This window comes from Corynebacterium sp. NPDC060344 (assembly GCF_042725215.1).
In the GTDB taxonomy this organism is placed as follows: Bacteria; Actinomycetota; Actinomycetes; order Mycobacteriales; family Mycobacteriaceae; genus Corynebacterium.
In genome coordinates, this window is record NZ_JBHXCS010000012.1 from 1 (window position 1) to 15,568 (window position 15,568).

A 15,568-nucleotide genomic window follows, 5' to 3' on the forward strand; every position below is an offset into this window, starting at 1 on the left:
CGCCGCACCATCCGGTGCGGCGGGGATCGCCGTCGTTCAGTTCCCGCCCGGAGGCGGGAGGGGGGAGCCTACTTCAGCTCCATGAGGACGTCGCCCTTGCCGACGCCCGCGCCCGCCTCGGCCGCCAGGCCGGTGACGGTGCCGGCCTTGTGGGCCTTGACCGGGTTCTCCATCTTCATGGCCTCGAGCACGACCACGGTGTCGCCCTCGGCGACCTCCTGGCCCTCCTCGACCTCGACCTTGATGACGGTGCCCTGCATCGGCGCGACCACGGCGTCACCGGAAGCGGCCTTCTTGGCGCCACCGGCGCGGCGCTTCTTGGCCTTCTTGCGGGCGCCGCCGGCGCCGCCGCCCAGAGCCAGATCGCCCGGCAGGGCGACCTCGACGCGGCGGCCGTCGATCTCGACGGTGACCTTCTGCGACGGCACGGCCTCGTCGGCGTCGACCTCGGAGTCGCCGGCGTACGGCTCGATGGGGTTGTCCCACTCCTCCTCGATCCACTTGGTGTAGACGTCGAACTTCTCGCCGTCGCCGACGAACGCCGGGTTCTCCACGATGTGGCGGTGGAACGGGATGACCGTGGCCAGGCCCTCGACGTTGTACTCGTCCAGGGCGCGGGCGGAGCGGCGCAGGGCCTCATCGCGGTCCTTGCCCCACACGATCAGCTTGGCCAGCATCGAGTCGAACTGGCCGCCGATGACGTCGCCCTCGCGGATGCCGGTGTCCATGCGGACGCCCGGGCCCGACGGCTCCTCGTACTTGGTGATGGTGCCCGGCGCCGGCATGAAGTTGGTGCCGGCGTCCTCGCCGTTGATGCGGAACTCGAAGGCGTGGCCGTGGAGCTCCGGGTCCTCCTTGAGGGTCAGCTCGCGGCCCTCGGCGATGGCGAACTGCTCGCGGACCAGGTCCAGGCCGGTGACCTCTTCGGTGACCGGGTGCTCGACCTGGAGGCGGGTGTTGACCTCGAGGAAGGAGATCAGGCCGTCGGAACCGACCAGGTACTCGACGGTGCCGGCACCGTAGTACCCGGCCTCCTTGCAGATGGCCTTCGCGGACTCGCGCAGGCGCTGGTCCTGATCCTCGGTGAGGAACGGGGCCGGGGCCTCCTCGACCAGCTTCTGGAAGCGGCGCTGCAGCGAGCAGTCGCGGGTGGAGGCGACGATGACGTTGCCGTGCTTGTCGGCCAGCACCTGGCACTCGACGTGGCGGGCCTTGTCCAGGTAGCGCTCGACGAAGCACTCGCCGCGGCCGAAGGCGGCGACGGCCTCGCGGGTGGCGGACTCGAAGAGGTCCTTGACCTCCGACATCTCGTAGGCGACCTTCATGCCGCGGCCACCGCCGCCGAAGGCGGCCTTGATGGCGATGGGCAGGCCGTACTCCTCGGCGAAGGCGACGACCTCGTCGGCGTCCTTGACCGGCTCCTTGGTGCCCGGGGCCATGGGGGCGTCGGCCTGCAGCGCGATGTGGCGCGCGGTGACCTTGTCGCCCAGCGAACGGATCGACTCCGGCGACGGGCCGATCCAGATCAGGCCGGCGTTCTCGACGGCCTCGGCGAAATCGCCGTTCTCCGACAGGAAGCCGTAGCCCGGGTGGATGGCGTTGGCGCCGGACTTCTTGGCGGCGTCGAGGATCTTGTCGAAGACGAGGTAAGACTCCGCGGACGTCTGGCCGCCCAGCGCGAACGCCTCGTCGGCCATCGTCACGAAGGGCGCGTTAGCATCCGGCTCCGCATAGACGGCGACCGACGGAATGCCGGCGTCCTTCGCGGCGCGGATGACGCGAACGGCGATCTCGCCACGGTTGGCGACGAGAACCTTCGTGATCTTCTCGGTGGTCTGCTCGGACACGAAACCCTCCTGTTTTCGTGGGCACCGGACGGCTCGTCCGACCGGCGTTTGGTACGACAGTCATCGGGGTCCGACGGTGCGGCAGGCCACATGCACGGGGCACATGTACGGGCTAACACCGTCCAACCCAATACGGCCATTCTGTCACAGGTGGCCGTCATGGCCTTTGTCGCCCCACCCCGCCTTGGGGACACCCTGCGAACTTGAACGGTGTTCGACCTCGGTAATTGGGTCGGCCAACTGGTTGCCCCGCCCAAAGTTCGCATTACATCGCACCAAGGGCCCAGGAAAGAACCCCCGGCGCGTGTCCGTGCCCGGCTCCCGGGGTGTGGAATGCACCCGGTTCCGGGGGGATCGCGTCGGGGGTGATGGAGGTGCGGGAACGGAAAGATGATGCGGGCGGAGGTGGCGTCGTCAAGCAAACGAGACGACCCGCCCGCAGGCCCGGGCCCGGTCCGCGGAGCCGTGACCTACTTTGCCGGCCTACTTCGCCGGGGCCTCGCCGGGCTCGGCGCCGCGGGCGATGGGCATGCGGATCATGTTGCCCCACTCGACCCAGGATCCGTCGTAATTGCGCACGTTTTCGCGGCCCAGCAGGTGATGCAGCACGAACCACGTGTGCGCCGACCGCTCGCCGATGCGGCAATAGACGATCGTGTCGCCGTCCGGCTCGACGTCGGAATAGATGGCCTCCAGCTCCTCGCGCGAGCGGAACCGGGAATTCGGGTGCACGGACTGGTTCCACGGCACGTTGACCGCAGTCGGGATGTGGCCGCCGCGCAGCACGCCCTCCTGCGGGTAATCGACCATGTGCGTGCGGTTGCCCGAGTACTCCTCCGGGGTGCGCACGTCGATGAGGTTGCCGTCGCCCATCAGCTCGCGCGCATCGGCGGCGTACGCGCGCAGGGTGCGGTCGTCGCGCTCGATGACCGGGTAGTCGGTGCGCGGGTACTCCGGGACCTCGAAGCTGGTGTCGCGCTCCTCCGTCATCCACGCATCGCGGCCGCCGTTGAGCAGGCGCACGTCCGGGTGGCCGAACAGCTCGAAGACCCACAGCGTGTACGCCGCCCACCAATTCGACTTGTCGCCGTAGATGACCACCGTGTCGTCGCGGGAAATGCCCTTCGAGCGCATCAGCTCGGCGAAGGCCTCCGCATCGACGTAGTCGCGCATCGTCGGATCGTTCAAATCGGAGTGCCAATCGATGCGCACCGCGCCCGGGATGTGCCCGATGTCGTAGAGCAGCATGTCCTCGTCGGACTCGACGACGCGCAGGCCGGGCGAACCGAGGCGGGCGGCCAGCCAATTGCTGGACACCAGGCGCTCGGGGTGCGCGTACTGCTGGAACTGCGGGTGCGGGTCGTGCGGGGCCGCCATCTTTGCTCCTTCTCGAGGGTGCCGCGCCGGCGCGGTCGGCGCGAAACGGTACCCACCACCTTACGGGCATCGCCCCCACTGCCCCCGCACCCGCCCCAAAGTGCCGCGTGACCTGCGATGACGCCGTGCTTTTCGGGCGGGGGTGAAAGTGGCGGATGTTACCCTAATAAGTTCTCAGTGCCCGTTTAAGATTTTCTTGGAACGTGCACTAAACCCGCGTGTTCCGGGGCCCCGACCTGCACGGGGAGGCGGTGCCGGCGAACCCGGCCCCATGCTTTCGAGGAGCAGAAAATGCACAAGAACATCGTCGTCTTCGAGGTCGAGGGCGGATCCGACAAGTACTTCGACGGCCACCGGCGCGACACCATGCCGATCGTCGAGGCCATCCGCGAAAAGGGCTGGGGCGCCGACGTCGTCTACTACCGCCCGGAATGGTCCGACGCCCTCTTCGATCACGTGTCCGCCAACTACGACGGCTACGTTTCCCGCGTCAACCCCGGCAACATCCCCGGCGGCGAGCAGGGCTACTTCCAGCTGCTGACCCGCCTCTCCAGCGAGGCCGGCCTAGTCGGCATGTCGACGCCGGAGGAGATGATGGCGTACGGCGCCAAGGACGCCCTGGTCAAGCTCAAGGACACCGACCTGGTGCCCTCCGACACCGCCGCCTACTACGACGTCGAGTCCTTCCACGAGACGTTCCCCACGTCCCTGTCCTACGGCGAGCGCGTGCTCAAGCAGAACCGCGGCTCCACGGGCTCCGGCATCTGGCGTGTGCAGCTGGAGGACAAGGAGCTCGCCGCCTCCGTCGAGCCGGGCACCGCCCTGCCGCTGGACACCAAGCTCAAGTGCACCGAGGCCGTGGACAACCACACCGAGGTCCGCGAGCTGGGCGACTTCATGAACTTCTGCGACCAGTACATCATCGGCGACAACGGCATGCTCGTGGACATGCGCTTCATGCCCCGCATCGTCGAGGGCGAGGTCCGCGTGCTCATGGTCGGCCCGCACCCGGTGTTCGTGGTGCACAAGAAGCCGGCCGCCGGCGGCGACAACTTCTCCGCCACCCTGTTCTCCGGCGCCAAGTACACCTACGACAAGCCGGAGGACTGGCAGGAGCTCGTCGACATGTTCGCCGACGCCCGCCCGGTCATCGCCGAAAAGCTCGGCGGCGACAACATCCCGCTGATCTGGACCGCCGACTTCATGCTCGACGACGCCGAGGACGGCGGCGACACCTTCGTCCTGGGCGAGATCAACTGCTCCTGCGTCGGCTTCACCTCGGAGCTGGACATGGGCATCCAGGAAATGGTGGCCGACGAGGCCATCAAGCGCGTCACCGACAAGTTCGGCGACGCCTAAGAACTGTTCCTGATCCGGCTCCTTATCCGGCCCCTTGCGCCGGATCGGGGAGCCGGTTTTTCAGGCCTGCGCGCGGCCCGGGCGGTTCCAGAACGCGGAAACGTCCAGGCCCCATCCGGCCAGGGTCCTCCGGATCAGCGGCAGCGACAGGCCGAGCACGCTGGACGGGTCGCCGTCGATGCCGTCGATGAACCACCCGCCCAGCGCCTCGAGCGTGAAGGCCCCGGCGCAGCCCAGCGGCTCACCGGACTCCGCGTAGGCGGCGATGTCCGCGTCGGACGGCTCGCCGAAGCGCACCACCGTCGACACCGCCTCCGTCGCCGACCGCGTGCCCCCGCCGGGCAGCAGGGCGGTGATCGAATGCCCCGTCACCAGCTCCCCCTCGCGGCCCCGCTGCGACTTCCACCGCCGCACCGTCTCATCGATGGTGTGCGGCTTGCCGGACAGCTCGCCGCCCATCAGCAGCATCGAATCGCACGCGATGACCACGGTGGTGCCCGCCCCGCTTGCAGCGTCCCCGGCCATCGAGTCCGCCACAGTGCCGGCCACCGCGGCCGCCTTCGCCTCCGCGAGGCGCTTGACGACGGTCCCCGCGTCCGCCCCCTCCGCCGCCAACTCCCCGAGAATGGCGTCCTCGTCGACCTCCGGGGGCGACACCACCGGCTCCACGCCCGCCGAACGCAGGACCATCAGCCGGGACGGGGAACTGGACGCGAGGACGATGCGGTGTGCGGGCGCGGTGCTCATGCACACCACGGTAGCGGCCCGGCGGACCCCGGAAACGGCGGCGCCGCCGCGTCCCGGTGAGGGGAGGCGGCGGCGTCGTCGTCAAGCAAGCCGTTCGGCGCGACCTAGAAGTACTGGACGTTCTGGAAGCTGCCCGGGTTGTGGCTCAGCGGCTGCTGCAGGCGCTCGTCCAGGTTGCCCCACTGATTGCGGGGGCCCTTCGGGCCGGCGTCGGCGGCACCGTTGGCCATGCCCGCGAACAGCACGGCCAGCGTCGCGACCTGCGCGTCGGTCGGGTTGCCCTTGACGACCTTGAGGAAGGGGGCCTTGGGGGCCTCCTGCGCCTCGGCGTTGTCGGCGGCGGTGGTGTCGGTGGCGTTATCGGTCACAGCGGAATGTTCCCATGCTTCTTGGCGGGCACGTTGACGACCTTGCGGTCGAGCAGACGCAGGCCCTCGATGATCTGGCCGCGGGTCTCCGACGGCGGGATGACCGCGTCGATGAGGCCACGCTCGGCGGCCATGTACGGGTTGACCAGGGTCTCCTCGTACTCGGCCTCGTACTCCTTCTGCACCGCCAGGACGTCCTTGCCGTCGGCGGCGGCCTGCTTCAGCTCCTTGCGGTAGATGAAGCCCACGGCGCCCGAGGCGCCCATGACGGCGATCTGGGCGGTCGGCCAGGCGAGGTTGATGTCCGCGCCCATGTCCTTGGAGCCCATGACGCAGTACGCTCCGCCGTACGCCTTGCGGGTGATGACCGTGATCTTGCCGACGGTCGCCTCGGCGTACGCGTACAGCAGCTTCGCGCCACGGCGGATGATGCCGTCGAACTCCTGGGACGTGCCCGGCAGGAAGCCCGGGACATCGACCAGCATGACGATCGGGATGTTGAAGGCGTCGCAGGTGCGCACGAAGCGCGCGGCCTTCTCGGACGCCTTGATGTCCAGGCAGCCCGCGAACTGGATCGGCTGGTTGGCGACGAAGCCGACCGAGCGGCCCTCGACGCGGCCGAAGCCGATGACCACGTTCTGCGCGTAGTCCTCCTGGATCTCCAGGAAGTCGCCGTCGTCGGCCAGGCGGGTGATGACGTCCTTGATGTCGTACGGCTGGTTCGGGGAATCCGGGATCAGCGTGTCGAGCTCGAGGTCCGTCTCGTTGATGTTGTCGGCGATCGAACCCTCGAACGGCTCGGCCTCCAGGCGCGGGGCCTCGGCGCGGTTGTTCGACGGCAGGTAGCCGACCAGCTCCTGGACGAAGGACAGCGCGTCCTCGTCGTCGGACGCCGTGTAGTGCGAGGTGCCGGAGGTGGCCATGTGGGTGCCGGCGCCGCCGAGCTCCTCCTGCGTGACCTCCTCGCCCGTGACCGTCTTGATGACGTCCGGGCCGGTGATGAACATCTTCGAGGTGCCGTCGACCATGATGATGAAGTCGGTCAGGGCCGGCGAGTACACGTGGCCACCGGCGCAGGCGCCCATGATCAGGGAGATCTGCGGGATGACGCCCGAAGCCTGGGTGTTGCGGAAGAAGATCTGCGAGTACAGGCCGAGCGAAACGACGCCCTCCTGGATGCGGGCGCCGGCGCCCTCGTTGATGCCGATGATGGGCACGCCGGTCTTGATCGCCAGATCCATGATCTTCACGATCTTCTCGCCGTAGACCTCGCCGAGCGCGCCACCGAAGATCGCGCCGTCCTGGGAGAAGACGCAGACCTTGCGGCCGTCGATGGTGCCGTAGCCGGTGACCACGCCATCGGTGACCGGACGACGGGCGTCCAGGCCGAAGTTCTTGGAGCGGTGGCGGGCCAGGGCGTCGATCTCGACGAAGGAACCGTCGTCGAGGAGGAACTCGATGCGCTCGCGGGCGGTGAGCTTGCCGTTGTCGTGGACGCGGTCGATGGAGGCCTGGCCCATCGGGGCCTGGGTCTCCGCGAGGCGTGCGCGCAGATCGGCGAGCTTGCCAGCGGTGGTGGACTTGTCCGGCTCGGTGCCGGTGGTGGTGTGTGCGGCAGTCGTCATGTTCACGAGTCTACGTTCAGGGAACAACGGTCCGGGAAATGGGGGCAACCGGCGTTCGCTTGGGGGTGGATAGGGGGTTGTCGCGGGGGTTGCGGGCACCCCCCGCGACTCCGTCGCCGCGGGTGGCTACAGCGGCATGTTGCCGTGCTTGCGCGCAGGCCAGGCAACCTTCTTGTCGCGCAGCAGTCGGAGATTGCGGGCGATCCGGGTGCGGGTCTCGGACGGCAGAATGACTTCGTCGATGAGCCCCCGTTCGGCGGCGAGATACGGGTTGAGCATGTGGTCCTCGTAGGCCTGCTCGTATTCCTTGACGAGCGCCGAGGCGTCGCCGGTCTCTTCCAGCGCTGCCTTGATCTCGCGGCGGTGCAGGAAGCCCACGGCGCCGGCGGCGCCCATGACGGCGATCTGCGCGGTCGGCCACGCCAGGTTGAGGTCGGCGCCCAGGCCCTTGGAGCCCATGACGCAGTACGCGCCGCCGTAGGCCTTGCGCATGGTCACGGTGATCTTCGGGACGGAGGCCTCGGCGTAGGCGTACAGCAGCTTGGCGCCGCGGCGCAGGATGCCCTGGTACTCCTGGTCGGCGCCGGGCAGGAAGCCGGGGACGTCGACGAGCAGGACAAGCGGGATGTTGAAGGCGTCGCAGGTGCGGATGAAGCGCGCGGCCTTCTCGGAGGCGTCGATGTCCAGGCAGCCGGCGAACTGCAGCGGCTGGTTGGCCACGAAGCCGACCACGCGGCCCTCGATGCGGCCGAAGGCGACGACGACGTTGTCGGCGCGGCCCTCCTGGATCTCCATGTAGTCGCCGTCGTCGGCGATGACGCCGATGACGTCGCGCACGTCGTAGGGCTGGGACGGGTTGTCCGGGATGATGGAGTCGAGCTCGAGGTCGTCGTCGTTGACGGCGGCGTCGAAGTCGTCCTCGACGATCTCCGGCAGGGAGCGGTTGTTGTCCGGCAGGTGGTCGAGCAGGTCGCGGACCCAGTCGAGGGCGTCTTCGTCGTCGGAGGCGGTGTAGTGGGTGTTGCCCGCGAGCTCCATGTGGGTGGTCGCGCCGCCGAGCTCTTCCTGGGTGATCTCTTCGCCGGTGACGGTCTTGATCACGTCGGGGCCGGTGACGAACATGCGCGAGGAGTTCTCCACCATGACCACGAAGTCCGTCAGGGCGGGGGAGTAGGCGTTGCCGCCGGCGCAGGCGCCGAAGATGACGGAGATCTGGGGGACGACGCCGGAGGCCTTGACGTTGTAGTGGAAGGTCTGGGCGATGTAGTCCAGGGACACGGCGCCGTCCTGGATGCGGGCGCCCGCGCCCTCGTACAGGCCGACGATCGGGCGGCCGGTCTTGATGGCCAGCTGCTGCAGCTTGACCATCTTCTCGCCGTAGACCTCGCCGAGCGCGCCGCCGAAGACGGTGCCGTCCTGCGAGAAGACGCAGACCTCGCGGCCGTCGACGGTGCCCCAGCCGGTGACGATGCCGTCGGTGGCGGGGCGCTTGGAGTCCATGCCGAAGTCCTTGGTGCGGTGGCGCGCCAGGGCATCGGTCTCGACGAAGGAATCCTCGTCGAGGAGGTGGGCGATGCGGTCGCGGGCGGTCATGCGGCCCTTGTCGCGGACCTTCTGGTGCGCGGCGGGGCCGACGGGCATGGAGGCCTCGGCGCGGCGGCGGAGCAGGTCCTCGTTCTTCGCCGCGGTGGTCTGCGGCGGGCGGTCGTCGCCGAAGTCGGCGGCGGACGCGGCGGCGGTGTCCTGATCGGCGGGGAGCAAACGTGAGGAGAAGGTCATGTTTGAGGAAGATAGCGTTTGGAGCCGAAAAGGTGAAGCCATTGCGGTGTGACAAATGTCACCCGCCATAACCGTAGCGCGCCGCCCGGCGAACACTGTTTCCCATACGTACAGGTCACGGGTAAATAACGGCCGGGTAACGGTGGCGTTCGGTTGGAAAAGTTTTTTCGCGTTCCGGTCGATCCGGGCCCCCCGCTAGACTGCGATGCCATGAGCCACGACCCCCGTTCCCCGTTGGATGCGGCCGCCCTGCGCGCCGCCTTGCCCAGGTGGCGCCGGGTGCACGCCGTGGAGTCCACGGGCTCCACGAATGCCGACGTCACGCGCATGGTGTCGGAGGGCGCGCCGGACCGCCTGGCCATGGTCGCCTCGGAGCAGACCGCGGGCCGCGGCCGACTGTCCCGGTCCTGGACGGCTCCCCGAGGTTCGTCCATCGCGGTGTCGGCGCTGTTCCGGCCCGAGGGCGTCCCGGTCGAGGACCTGGGCCTGCTGTCGCTGGTGGCGGGGCTTGCGGTGGTGGACATGGTCCGCGATGTGGCGGGTGTGCTTGGCGACGACGCCGTGGCGGGCCCCCCGGTCGGCCTGAAGTGGCCCAACGACGTGCTGCTCGGCGGCCGCAAGCTGTGCGGGATCCTCGTCGAGGCCGCGTCGATCGCCCCTCCCGCGCTGGTCGTGGGCATGGGCGTCAACGTCGATCTGCGGGAGGACGAGCTTCCGGTGCCGCATGCGACCTCGCTGGCGCTGGCGGGGGCGAAGAATCTGGACCGCACGAAGCTGGCCGCGGGCCTGCTCGATGCGCTGGACCGCCGCGAGCGGCAGTGGCGCCAGGATCGGGAATCGATGATGGCCGACTACCGCGCCACCTGCCTGACGCTGGGCACCCGCGTGCGCGTCGAACTGCCCGGCGGCGGCGAGCTGATCGGCGAGGCCGTGGACATCCTCGACGACGGTGAGCTCGTCGTGCGCGACGACGGCGGCGCCAACCGCACCGTCACCGCCGGCGACGTCCGCCATCTGCGGGCCGTCGACGGCGGGTACGCGGGGGAGGCGAAGAAGTAGGTATGTCCTTTCCCTGGGATGAAATGGACGACGGCGAGGACGTCCTGCTGGACACCAACCCGGTGTTCGGCCGATTGACCTGGCCGTTGCTCGAGCTCGCGGCGATCACGGGCGTGATCTGGCTCCTCGTCGGATTCATCGACTCCCCCCGTATCGCGCCGGGCGACTTGGCCGGCCTGCGGGACTTCCTCCTGATGATGTGGCCGATCCTGGTGGCGTGGCGCGTCGTCAAGCCCGGCCTGGAATGGCTGGGGGAGCGGTTCGTGCTGACGGACCGGCGGATCATCCTCCGGCGCGGGCTGCTGCGGCCGCGCGTGGTCACCGTCGACCTGCGTTCCGTGCGCGGCGTCGACCGGCGCGGCACCGTGCTGCAGCTGCGGGTGTCGCCGTTCGGGCCGCCGATGGCGATCCGCGACGTGCCGGCGACCCGCAAGGTGGCCAAGATGGTCAATCGGATGACGTAGGCACCGGCCTGCCCCGGGCCGACGCTGGCCCGTGAGGCGCTACCGCTTCCGGTAGAGCTGCTTGACCTGGTACTCCGGCTCGGAGGTGACCAGGATGCCCAGGTTGCGGAAGATGCCCTCGTCGACCGATCCGAGGATGGTCGTCGTGTGGGCGTCGCAGCCGCGGAGGTTCGCCAGCTCGTCGAGCGCGCGGCGGGCGTTGTCGTCGCCGTCGGCCGACACCGACAGTGCGATGAGCACCTCGTCGGTGTGCAGGCGGGGATTGCGGCTGCCCAGGTGGCGGGTCTTCAGCGTCTGGATCGGCGCGATGGACGACGGCGCCAGCAGGTCGACGCGCGGGTCGATGCCCGCCAGGTGCTTGAGCGCATTGAGCAACATGGCCGCCGAGCAGCCCAGCAGCGACGATGTCTTGCCCACGATGATCTCGCCGTCGGCGAGCTGGATCGACGACGCGGGGGCGCCGGTGGCCTCCGCCAGCTCCAGCGCCGGCTCGACCACGGGCCGCGAGCGGCGGTTGAGGCCCAACTTGCCCATGGTGATGGCGATGCGGTCGGAGACGACCGGGTCGGCCTCGTCGCGGCGCTCGTCGACGAGCGCCTTGTAGTAGCGGCGGACGACCTCCTGCTCGGCGGCGGTGCGGCACACGGCGTCATCGGAAATGGCGAAGCCGGCCATGTTCACGCCCATGTCGGTGGGCGACTCGTAGGGCGAGCTGCCGGAAATCCGCTCCAGCAGGTGCTTGAGCAGAGGGAACACCTCGACGTCGCGGTTGTAGTTGACCGCCTGCTCGCCGTGGGCCGACAGGTGGAAGGGGTCGATCATGTTGACGTCGTCGAGGTCGGCCGTCGCGGCCTCGTACGCCATGTTCACGGGGTGGTCGAGCGGCAGGTTCCAGATGGGGAACGTCTCGAATTTCGCGTAGCCGGAGGGCACGCCCCGGACGTGCTCGTGGTAGATCTGCGACAGGCAGGTGGCCAGCTTGCCGGAACCCGGGCCGGGGGCGGTGACCACCACGACGTCGCGGGTGGTCTCGGCGTATTCGTTGCGGCCGAAGCCGTCCTCGCCGACGATGCGCTCGGCATCGGCCGGGTAGCCGGGGATGATGTAGTGCAGCGACACCTTCATGCCCAGGCGCTCCAGGCGGGTGCGGAACGCCGCCGCGGCCGCATTGCCCTCCTCGTACTGGGTGAGCACCACGTGCTCGGTGAGGAAGCCCCGCTCGCGGAAGACGTCGACCAGGCGCAGCAGATCCTCCTCGTAGGGGATGCCCAGGTCGGCGCGGACCTTGTTGCGCTGCAGATCGCGGGCGTTGATGCACACCAGGATCTCCATGTCGTCCTTGATGCGCTCGAGCATGGCGATCTTGTTGTCCGGGGTGAACCCGGGGAGGACGCGGGAGGCGTGCATGTCGTCGAAAAGCTTGCCGCCCATCTCCAGGTAAAGGCGGCCGCCGACGGATTCGCGGCGCCGGCGGATGTGCTCGGACTGGAGGTTGATGTACTGGTCGCGATCGAATCCCACGGCATGATCCTGCATGGGCACCCATCGTAGTCGCCCCGGGAACCGCCGCAGGCCGCCGGTCCGCCGCAGCCTATGATGGACGCGTGACCGCACCGGAGAACAGCCACCGCAATCCCGCAGACGCTCCCGCCGACCGTCCCGTGCCCGCCAATCCGGCGCACGCGCCGGGCATGCCCGTCGTCGCCGTCATCGGCGACGGCCAGTTGGCCCGCATGATGCAGACCGCCGCCATCGAGATCGGCCAGTCGGTCCGGCTGCTGGCCGGGTCGCGCGATTCTTCGGCCGCGCAGATCTGCCACGACGTCGAGCTGGGCGATTACAGGGATCTCGAGGATCTGCGCCGCGCCACACGCGTGCGTTCCGGCGGCACCATCCGCCCGGTCGACGCCGTGACCTTCGACCACGAGCACGTGCCCACCGAGCATCTCCGCGCGCTGCAGGCCGACGGCATTTCCGTCCAGCCCGGCCCGGACGCCCTGGTCAATGCGCAGGACAAGCTGGTCATGCGCAAGCGCCTGCGCGAGATCGGTGCCCCGGTGCCGCCGTTCATGGCCATCGAGTCCGTCGAAGACGCCATCGGTTTCGCGGAGGTCGTCGGCGGCAAGGTGTGCCTCAAGGCCTGTCGCGGCGGCTACGACGGCCACGGCGTGTGGTTCCCGGAGGCCGATGAGCTGCAGGGTCTCGTCGACAAGCTCCTGGCCGACGGCGTGCCGCTGATGGCCGAGAAGAAGGTGGACCTCGCCCGCGAGCTGTCCGCCATGTGCGCCCGCACCCCGTCGGGGCAGGTCGCGGCCTGGCCGGTCGTGGAGTCGGTGCAGCGCGACGGGATCTGCGTGGAGGCCGTTGCCCCTGCTCCGGGGCTTGACGACGGCCTGGCGTCGCGCGCCCGCGACCTCTCCGTGCGCATCGCCGAGGAACTGGGCGTGACGGGCGTGCTGGCGGTGGAGCTGTTCGAGACGCGGGATGCCGCGGGGCAGCCGGAGATCTTCGTCAACGAGCTGGCCATGCGCCCGCACAACACCGGCCACTGGACGCAGGACGGGTCGGCGACCGGCCAGTTCGAGCAGCACATGCGCGCCGTGCTGGACTACCCGCTCGGCGACGTTGCCCCGACCGCGGCGGTGACCGTCATGGCCAACGCGCTGGGTGCGGCCGAGGACCCGGAGATGCCCATGAAGGACCGCTTCGCCGCGGTGTGGCGCCGCTTCCCGCATGCCAAGATCCACTGGTACGGCAAGGGGTACCGCGCCGGGCGGAAGCTGGGCCACGTCAACGTGCCTGGCCAGGATGGTTCGCCGGAGGGCGTCGCCGCGACGCGGCGCGAGGCGGACCTGGCCGCGGGCTTCATCGTCGGCGCAGTGTGGGCCGACGGGTACGTGGAGAAGTAGACCGGCCCGAAGCCGGGACCAACGGGACATCACCGAGAGATAGAGGACGAAGATCATGACCGCGAAGTTGAATGGCGTCGACGGGCCGCTGGTGGGCCTGATCATGGGCAGCGACTCCGACTGGCCGACCATGCAGCCGGCCGCCGAGGCGCTGGCCGAGTTCGGCGTGCCCTTCGAGGTGGGCGTGGTCTCCGCGCACCGCACCCCGGAGCGGATGCTGGATTACGCGAAGTCGGCGGCCGGGCGCGGCCTGAAGGTGATCATCGCCGGCGCCGGTGGCGCGGCGCACCTGCCGGGCATGGTGGCGTCGGCGACGGCGCTGCCGGTCATCGGCGTGCCGCGCGCCCTGGAGAACCTCGAGGGCATGGATTCGCTGCTGTCGATCGTGCAGATGCCCGGAGGCGTGCCGGTGGCCACCGTCGGCGTCGGCGGGGCGAAGAACGCGGGCCTGCTGGCCGTTCGCATCCTCTCCGCCGGCCACCCCGAGCTGGTGACGGCCATGGAGAAGTACCAGGCCGACATGCGCGACGCCGTCCTGGAGAAGGACAAGAACCTCCGCGACAGCCTCATGGGGGAGTAGCCCGGCCGGATCGGGGCGACGTTCGCTGCCGAACCGGCTCCTAGCCGCAGCCTCGGGTGGATAACCACTCGAGTGCTGCGGTTTTCGCGTCTGCTGCGTCCCCGCTCGACGCCGCGTCCGTGGCGGAGTCCGTGGAGCTGCCGGTGACGCTGTCGGTGGAGTTGTCGGTGGAGTGGTCGGGCCGGATCGGCTCGTCCATGTGGACGTCGCCCGTCCGGTCGCGGTCCTTGGCCACGGTGAGCATGAGTTTCATGCCGCCGGGCATGCCGATGACCGTGTTCGCGGAGGCATAACCGGCGGTCGGGGCCCCGAACGAGGCCGAGTTTTCCAACCCTCGGAACGCGAGCATCGTCGCTTCGCCGGAACTCGCCGTGCCGCCGTCGACGAGCACCGCGACGGGGACGTCGGCCTTGGGCCCGGCATCGACGGTGATCGGCGAACCGCCGCCGCTTAGCGACCCGCCGTGCAGGCTGACCGCCGATGAACCTCCCCGCCCGTCGAACCACAGCACGTCGCCGTCGGGAAGCAGCGCCGACAATCCGGCGACCATGGGCCCCATGTCCCCGCCACCGTTGCCGCGCAGGTCGACGATGGCGCCGCAGGCCCCCGCACGGGTCTCCCCGGCGATGCCCGCGGCGAGGGTGTCCGCGTAGCGCTGGGATTCCGGGCCGCCCGAATCGCCGCCATGGGCCGGGACGGTGGCGGTGAGCACGCGGCCACCGGCGGCGGTGTCCTCCGAGGTCACCGCCGGTGCGGCATCGCTCCCGGCTTCGTCCCCGGCATCGTCGCCGGTGCCCTGCCCGTCGCCCTCGGGGCGCAGGACCTTCGAGTGCTTTCCTCCGGCTGCATCGATGGCGAGATCGAGCGCCGGCCACGTGTCCGCGTAGTCGCGGAGGTCGGCGCCATCGAGCATGCGCTCCGCCTCGGCCCGGGCGGCGGCGAACTCGGGGGAGTCCCCGTAAATGCCCTGCTCTTGCATGATGTCCAGCGCGACGTTCGCATAGCGCGAGGGAGATGGGGGCACGAGGAAGATCGGCTTTCCGACGACCATCGCCCCCACCGAGGGGCCGAAGAAGTGAACTGCGGCCAGCGCGACGATGAGCAGGGCCGCGATCACGCCACCGAACCAGGAGAGGAGTTTCGTGGAGGTCTTCATGGGGCCGAAGCTATTCCGGGCACAGCGCGGGCGCATCGGACCACGGTCTGATTCCGTTCTCCCGAGAAGGTCCGGCTATTCCAGCTCCCGCCACTTCCGCCAGATGATCACGTCGACGATCACGAAGGCGAGCAGCAGAAGGCTCAGCGCCACCGAGGGCGCGCCGACCGCGATCCGGTAGGCGGCCCATGCACCGATGACGAGGGTCCAGAAGATCATGAACCCCGCCACCGCCTCCACCCGCATTCTGCGGGCCTTGGCGTCGTGGCGGGGTTGATGCGATCCGGTCATGGGAAGC

Annotated in this window: 14 protein-coding genes; 5 read left to right on the top strand and 9 right to left on the bottom strand. The window is 69.4% G+C overall.

The window, feature by feature from the left end:
- Positions 1 to 68: 68 nt before the first annotated feature.
- Positions 69 to 1,847: an acetyl/propionyl/methylcrotonyl-CoA carboxylase subunit alpha gene (locus tag ACFWGD_RS11750; RefSeq protein WP_377778879.1), complete on the bottom strand. Its 1,779-nt coding sequence runs from the start codon at positions 1,845 to 1,847 to the stop codon at positions 69 to 71.
- A 483-nt stretch (positions 1,848 to 2,330) separates the two neighbouring features.
- Complete coding sequence (locus tag ACFWGD_RS11755; protein ID WP_377778880.1) at positions 2,331 to 3,224, bottom strand: sulfurtransferase; 894 nt, start codon at positions 3,222 to 3,224, stop codon at positions 2,331 to 2,333.
- Between the two features lie 291 nt (positions 3,225 to 3,515).
- Here ACFWGD_RS11755 and ACFWGD_RS11760 point away from each other — a divergent pair, with 291 nt between their 5' ends.
- Positions 3,516 to 4,583 carry a Cj0069 family protein gene (locus tag ACFWGD_RS11760; RefSeq protein ID WP_377778881.1) on the top strand — a complete coding sequence of 356 codons (1,068 nt, stop codon included), beginning with the start codon at positions 3,516 to 3,518 and terminating at the stop codon, positions 4,581 to 4,583.
- Positions 4,584 to 4,643: 60 nt separating this feature from the next.
- On the opposite strand, the gene ACFWGD_RS11765 is transcribed toward ACFWGD_RS11760, so the two are convergent.
- From ACFWGD_RS11765 to ACFWGD_RS11780, 4 genes are all read right to left on the bottom strand, one after another.
- Complete coding sequence (locus tag ACFWGD_RS11765; protein ID WP_377778882.1) at positions 4,644 to 5,330, bottom strand: Maf family protein; 687 nt, start codon at positions 5,328 to 5,330, stop codon at positions 4,644 to 4,646.
- 104 nt (positions 5,331 to 5,434) lie between these two features.
- Positions 5,435 to 5,698, bottom strand: a complete 264-nt coding sequence (locus ACFWGD_RS11770) for an acyl-CoA carboxylase subunit epsilon (protein WP_377778883.1) — start codon at positions 5,696 to 5,698, stop codon at positions 5,435 to 5,437.
- On the bottom strand, positions 5,695 to 7,323 hold the full coding sequence (locus tag ACFWGD_RS11775; protein WP_377778884.1) for an acyl-CoA carboxylase subunit beta: 1,629 nt from the start codon (positions 7,321 to 7,323) through the stop codon (positions 5,695 to 5,697). Before ACFWGD_RS11775 ends, ACFWGD_RS11770 begins: the two co-directional genes overlap by 4 nt.
- Positions 7,324 to 7,449: 126 nt before the next feature.
- The gene (locus tag ACFWGD_RS11780) at positions 7,450 to 9,102 is read right to left on the bottom strand and encodes an acyl-CoA carboxylase subunit beta (protein WP_377778885.1); all 1,653 of its coding nucleotides are present in this window, start codon (positions 9,100 to 9,102) and stop codon (positions 7,450 to 7,452) included.
- 210 nt (positions 9,103 to 9,312) lie between these two features.
- On the opposite strand from ACFWGD_RS11780, the gene ACFWGD_RS11785 reads away from it, so the two are divergent.
- Both ACFWGD_RS11785 and ACFWGD_RS11790 read left to right on the top strand, forming a co-directional pair.
- The gene (locus ACFWGD_RS11785; protein ID WP_377778886.1) at positions 9,313 to 10,161 is read left to right on the top strand and encodes a biotin--[acetyl-CoA-carboxylase] ligase; all 849 of its coding nucleotides are present in this window, start codon (positions 9,313 to 9,315) and stop codon (positions 10,159 to 10,161) included.
- A gap of 2 nt (positions 10,162 to 10,163) precedes the next feature.
- Complete coding sequence (locus ACFWGD_RS11790; RefSeq protein WP_377778887.1) at positions 10,164 to 10,625, top strand: hypothetical protein; 462 nt, start codon at positions 10,164 to 10,166, stop codon at positions 10,623 to 10,625.
- 39 nt (positions 10,626 to 10,664) lie between these two features.
- Here ACFWGD_RS11790 and ACFWGD_RS11795 read toward each other — a convergent pair whose 3' ends face one another.
- A complete protein-coding gene (locus ACFWGD_RS11795) occupies positions 10,665 to 12,161 on the bottom strand; it encodes a DUF1846 domain-containing protein (RefSeq protein WP_377778888.1) in 1,497 nt (498 codons plus the stop codon).
- A gap of 125 nt (positions 12,162 to 12,286) precedes the next feature.
- Here ACFWGD_RS11795 and ACFWGD_RS11800 point away from each other — a divergent pair, with 125 nt between their 5' ends.
- A complete protein-coding gene (locus ACFWGD_RS11800) occupies positions 12,287 to 13,534 on the top strand; it encodes a 5-(carboxyamino)imidazole ribonucleotide synthase (RefSeq protein ID WP_377778919.1) in 1,248 nt (415 codons plus the stop codon).
- Between the two features lie 55 nt (positions 13,535 to 13,589).
- Positions 13,590 to 14,114 (top strand): 5-(carboxyamino)imidazole ribonucleotide mutase, encoded by a 525-nt coding sequence (purE, locus tag ACFWGD_RS11805; RefSeq protein ID WP_377778889.1) that lies wholly within the window; start codon positions 13,590 to 13,592, stop codon positions 14,112 to 14,114.
- Between the two features lie 40 nt (positions 14,115 to 14,154).
- Here the strand turns inward: purE and ACFWGD_RS11810 are convergent, their stop codons facing one another.
- Positions 14,155 to 15,270: a S41 family peptidase gene (locus ACFWGD_RS11810; protein ID WP_377778890.1), complete on the bottom strand. Its 1,116-nt coding sequence runs from the start codon at positions 15,268 to 15,270 to the stop codon at positions 14,155 to 14,157.
- A 75-nt stretch (positions 15,271 to 15,345) separates the two neighbouring features.
- Complete coding sequence (locus ACFWGD_RS11815) at positions 15,346 to 15,561, bottom strand: hypothetical protein (protein ID WP_377778891.1); 216 nt, start codon at positions 15,559 to 15,561, stop codon at positions 15,346 to 15,348.
- Between the last annotated feature and the right edge of the window lie 7 nt (positions 15,562 to 15,568).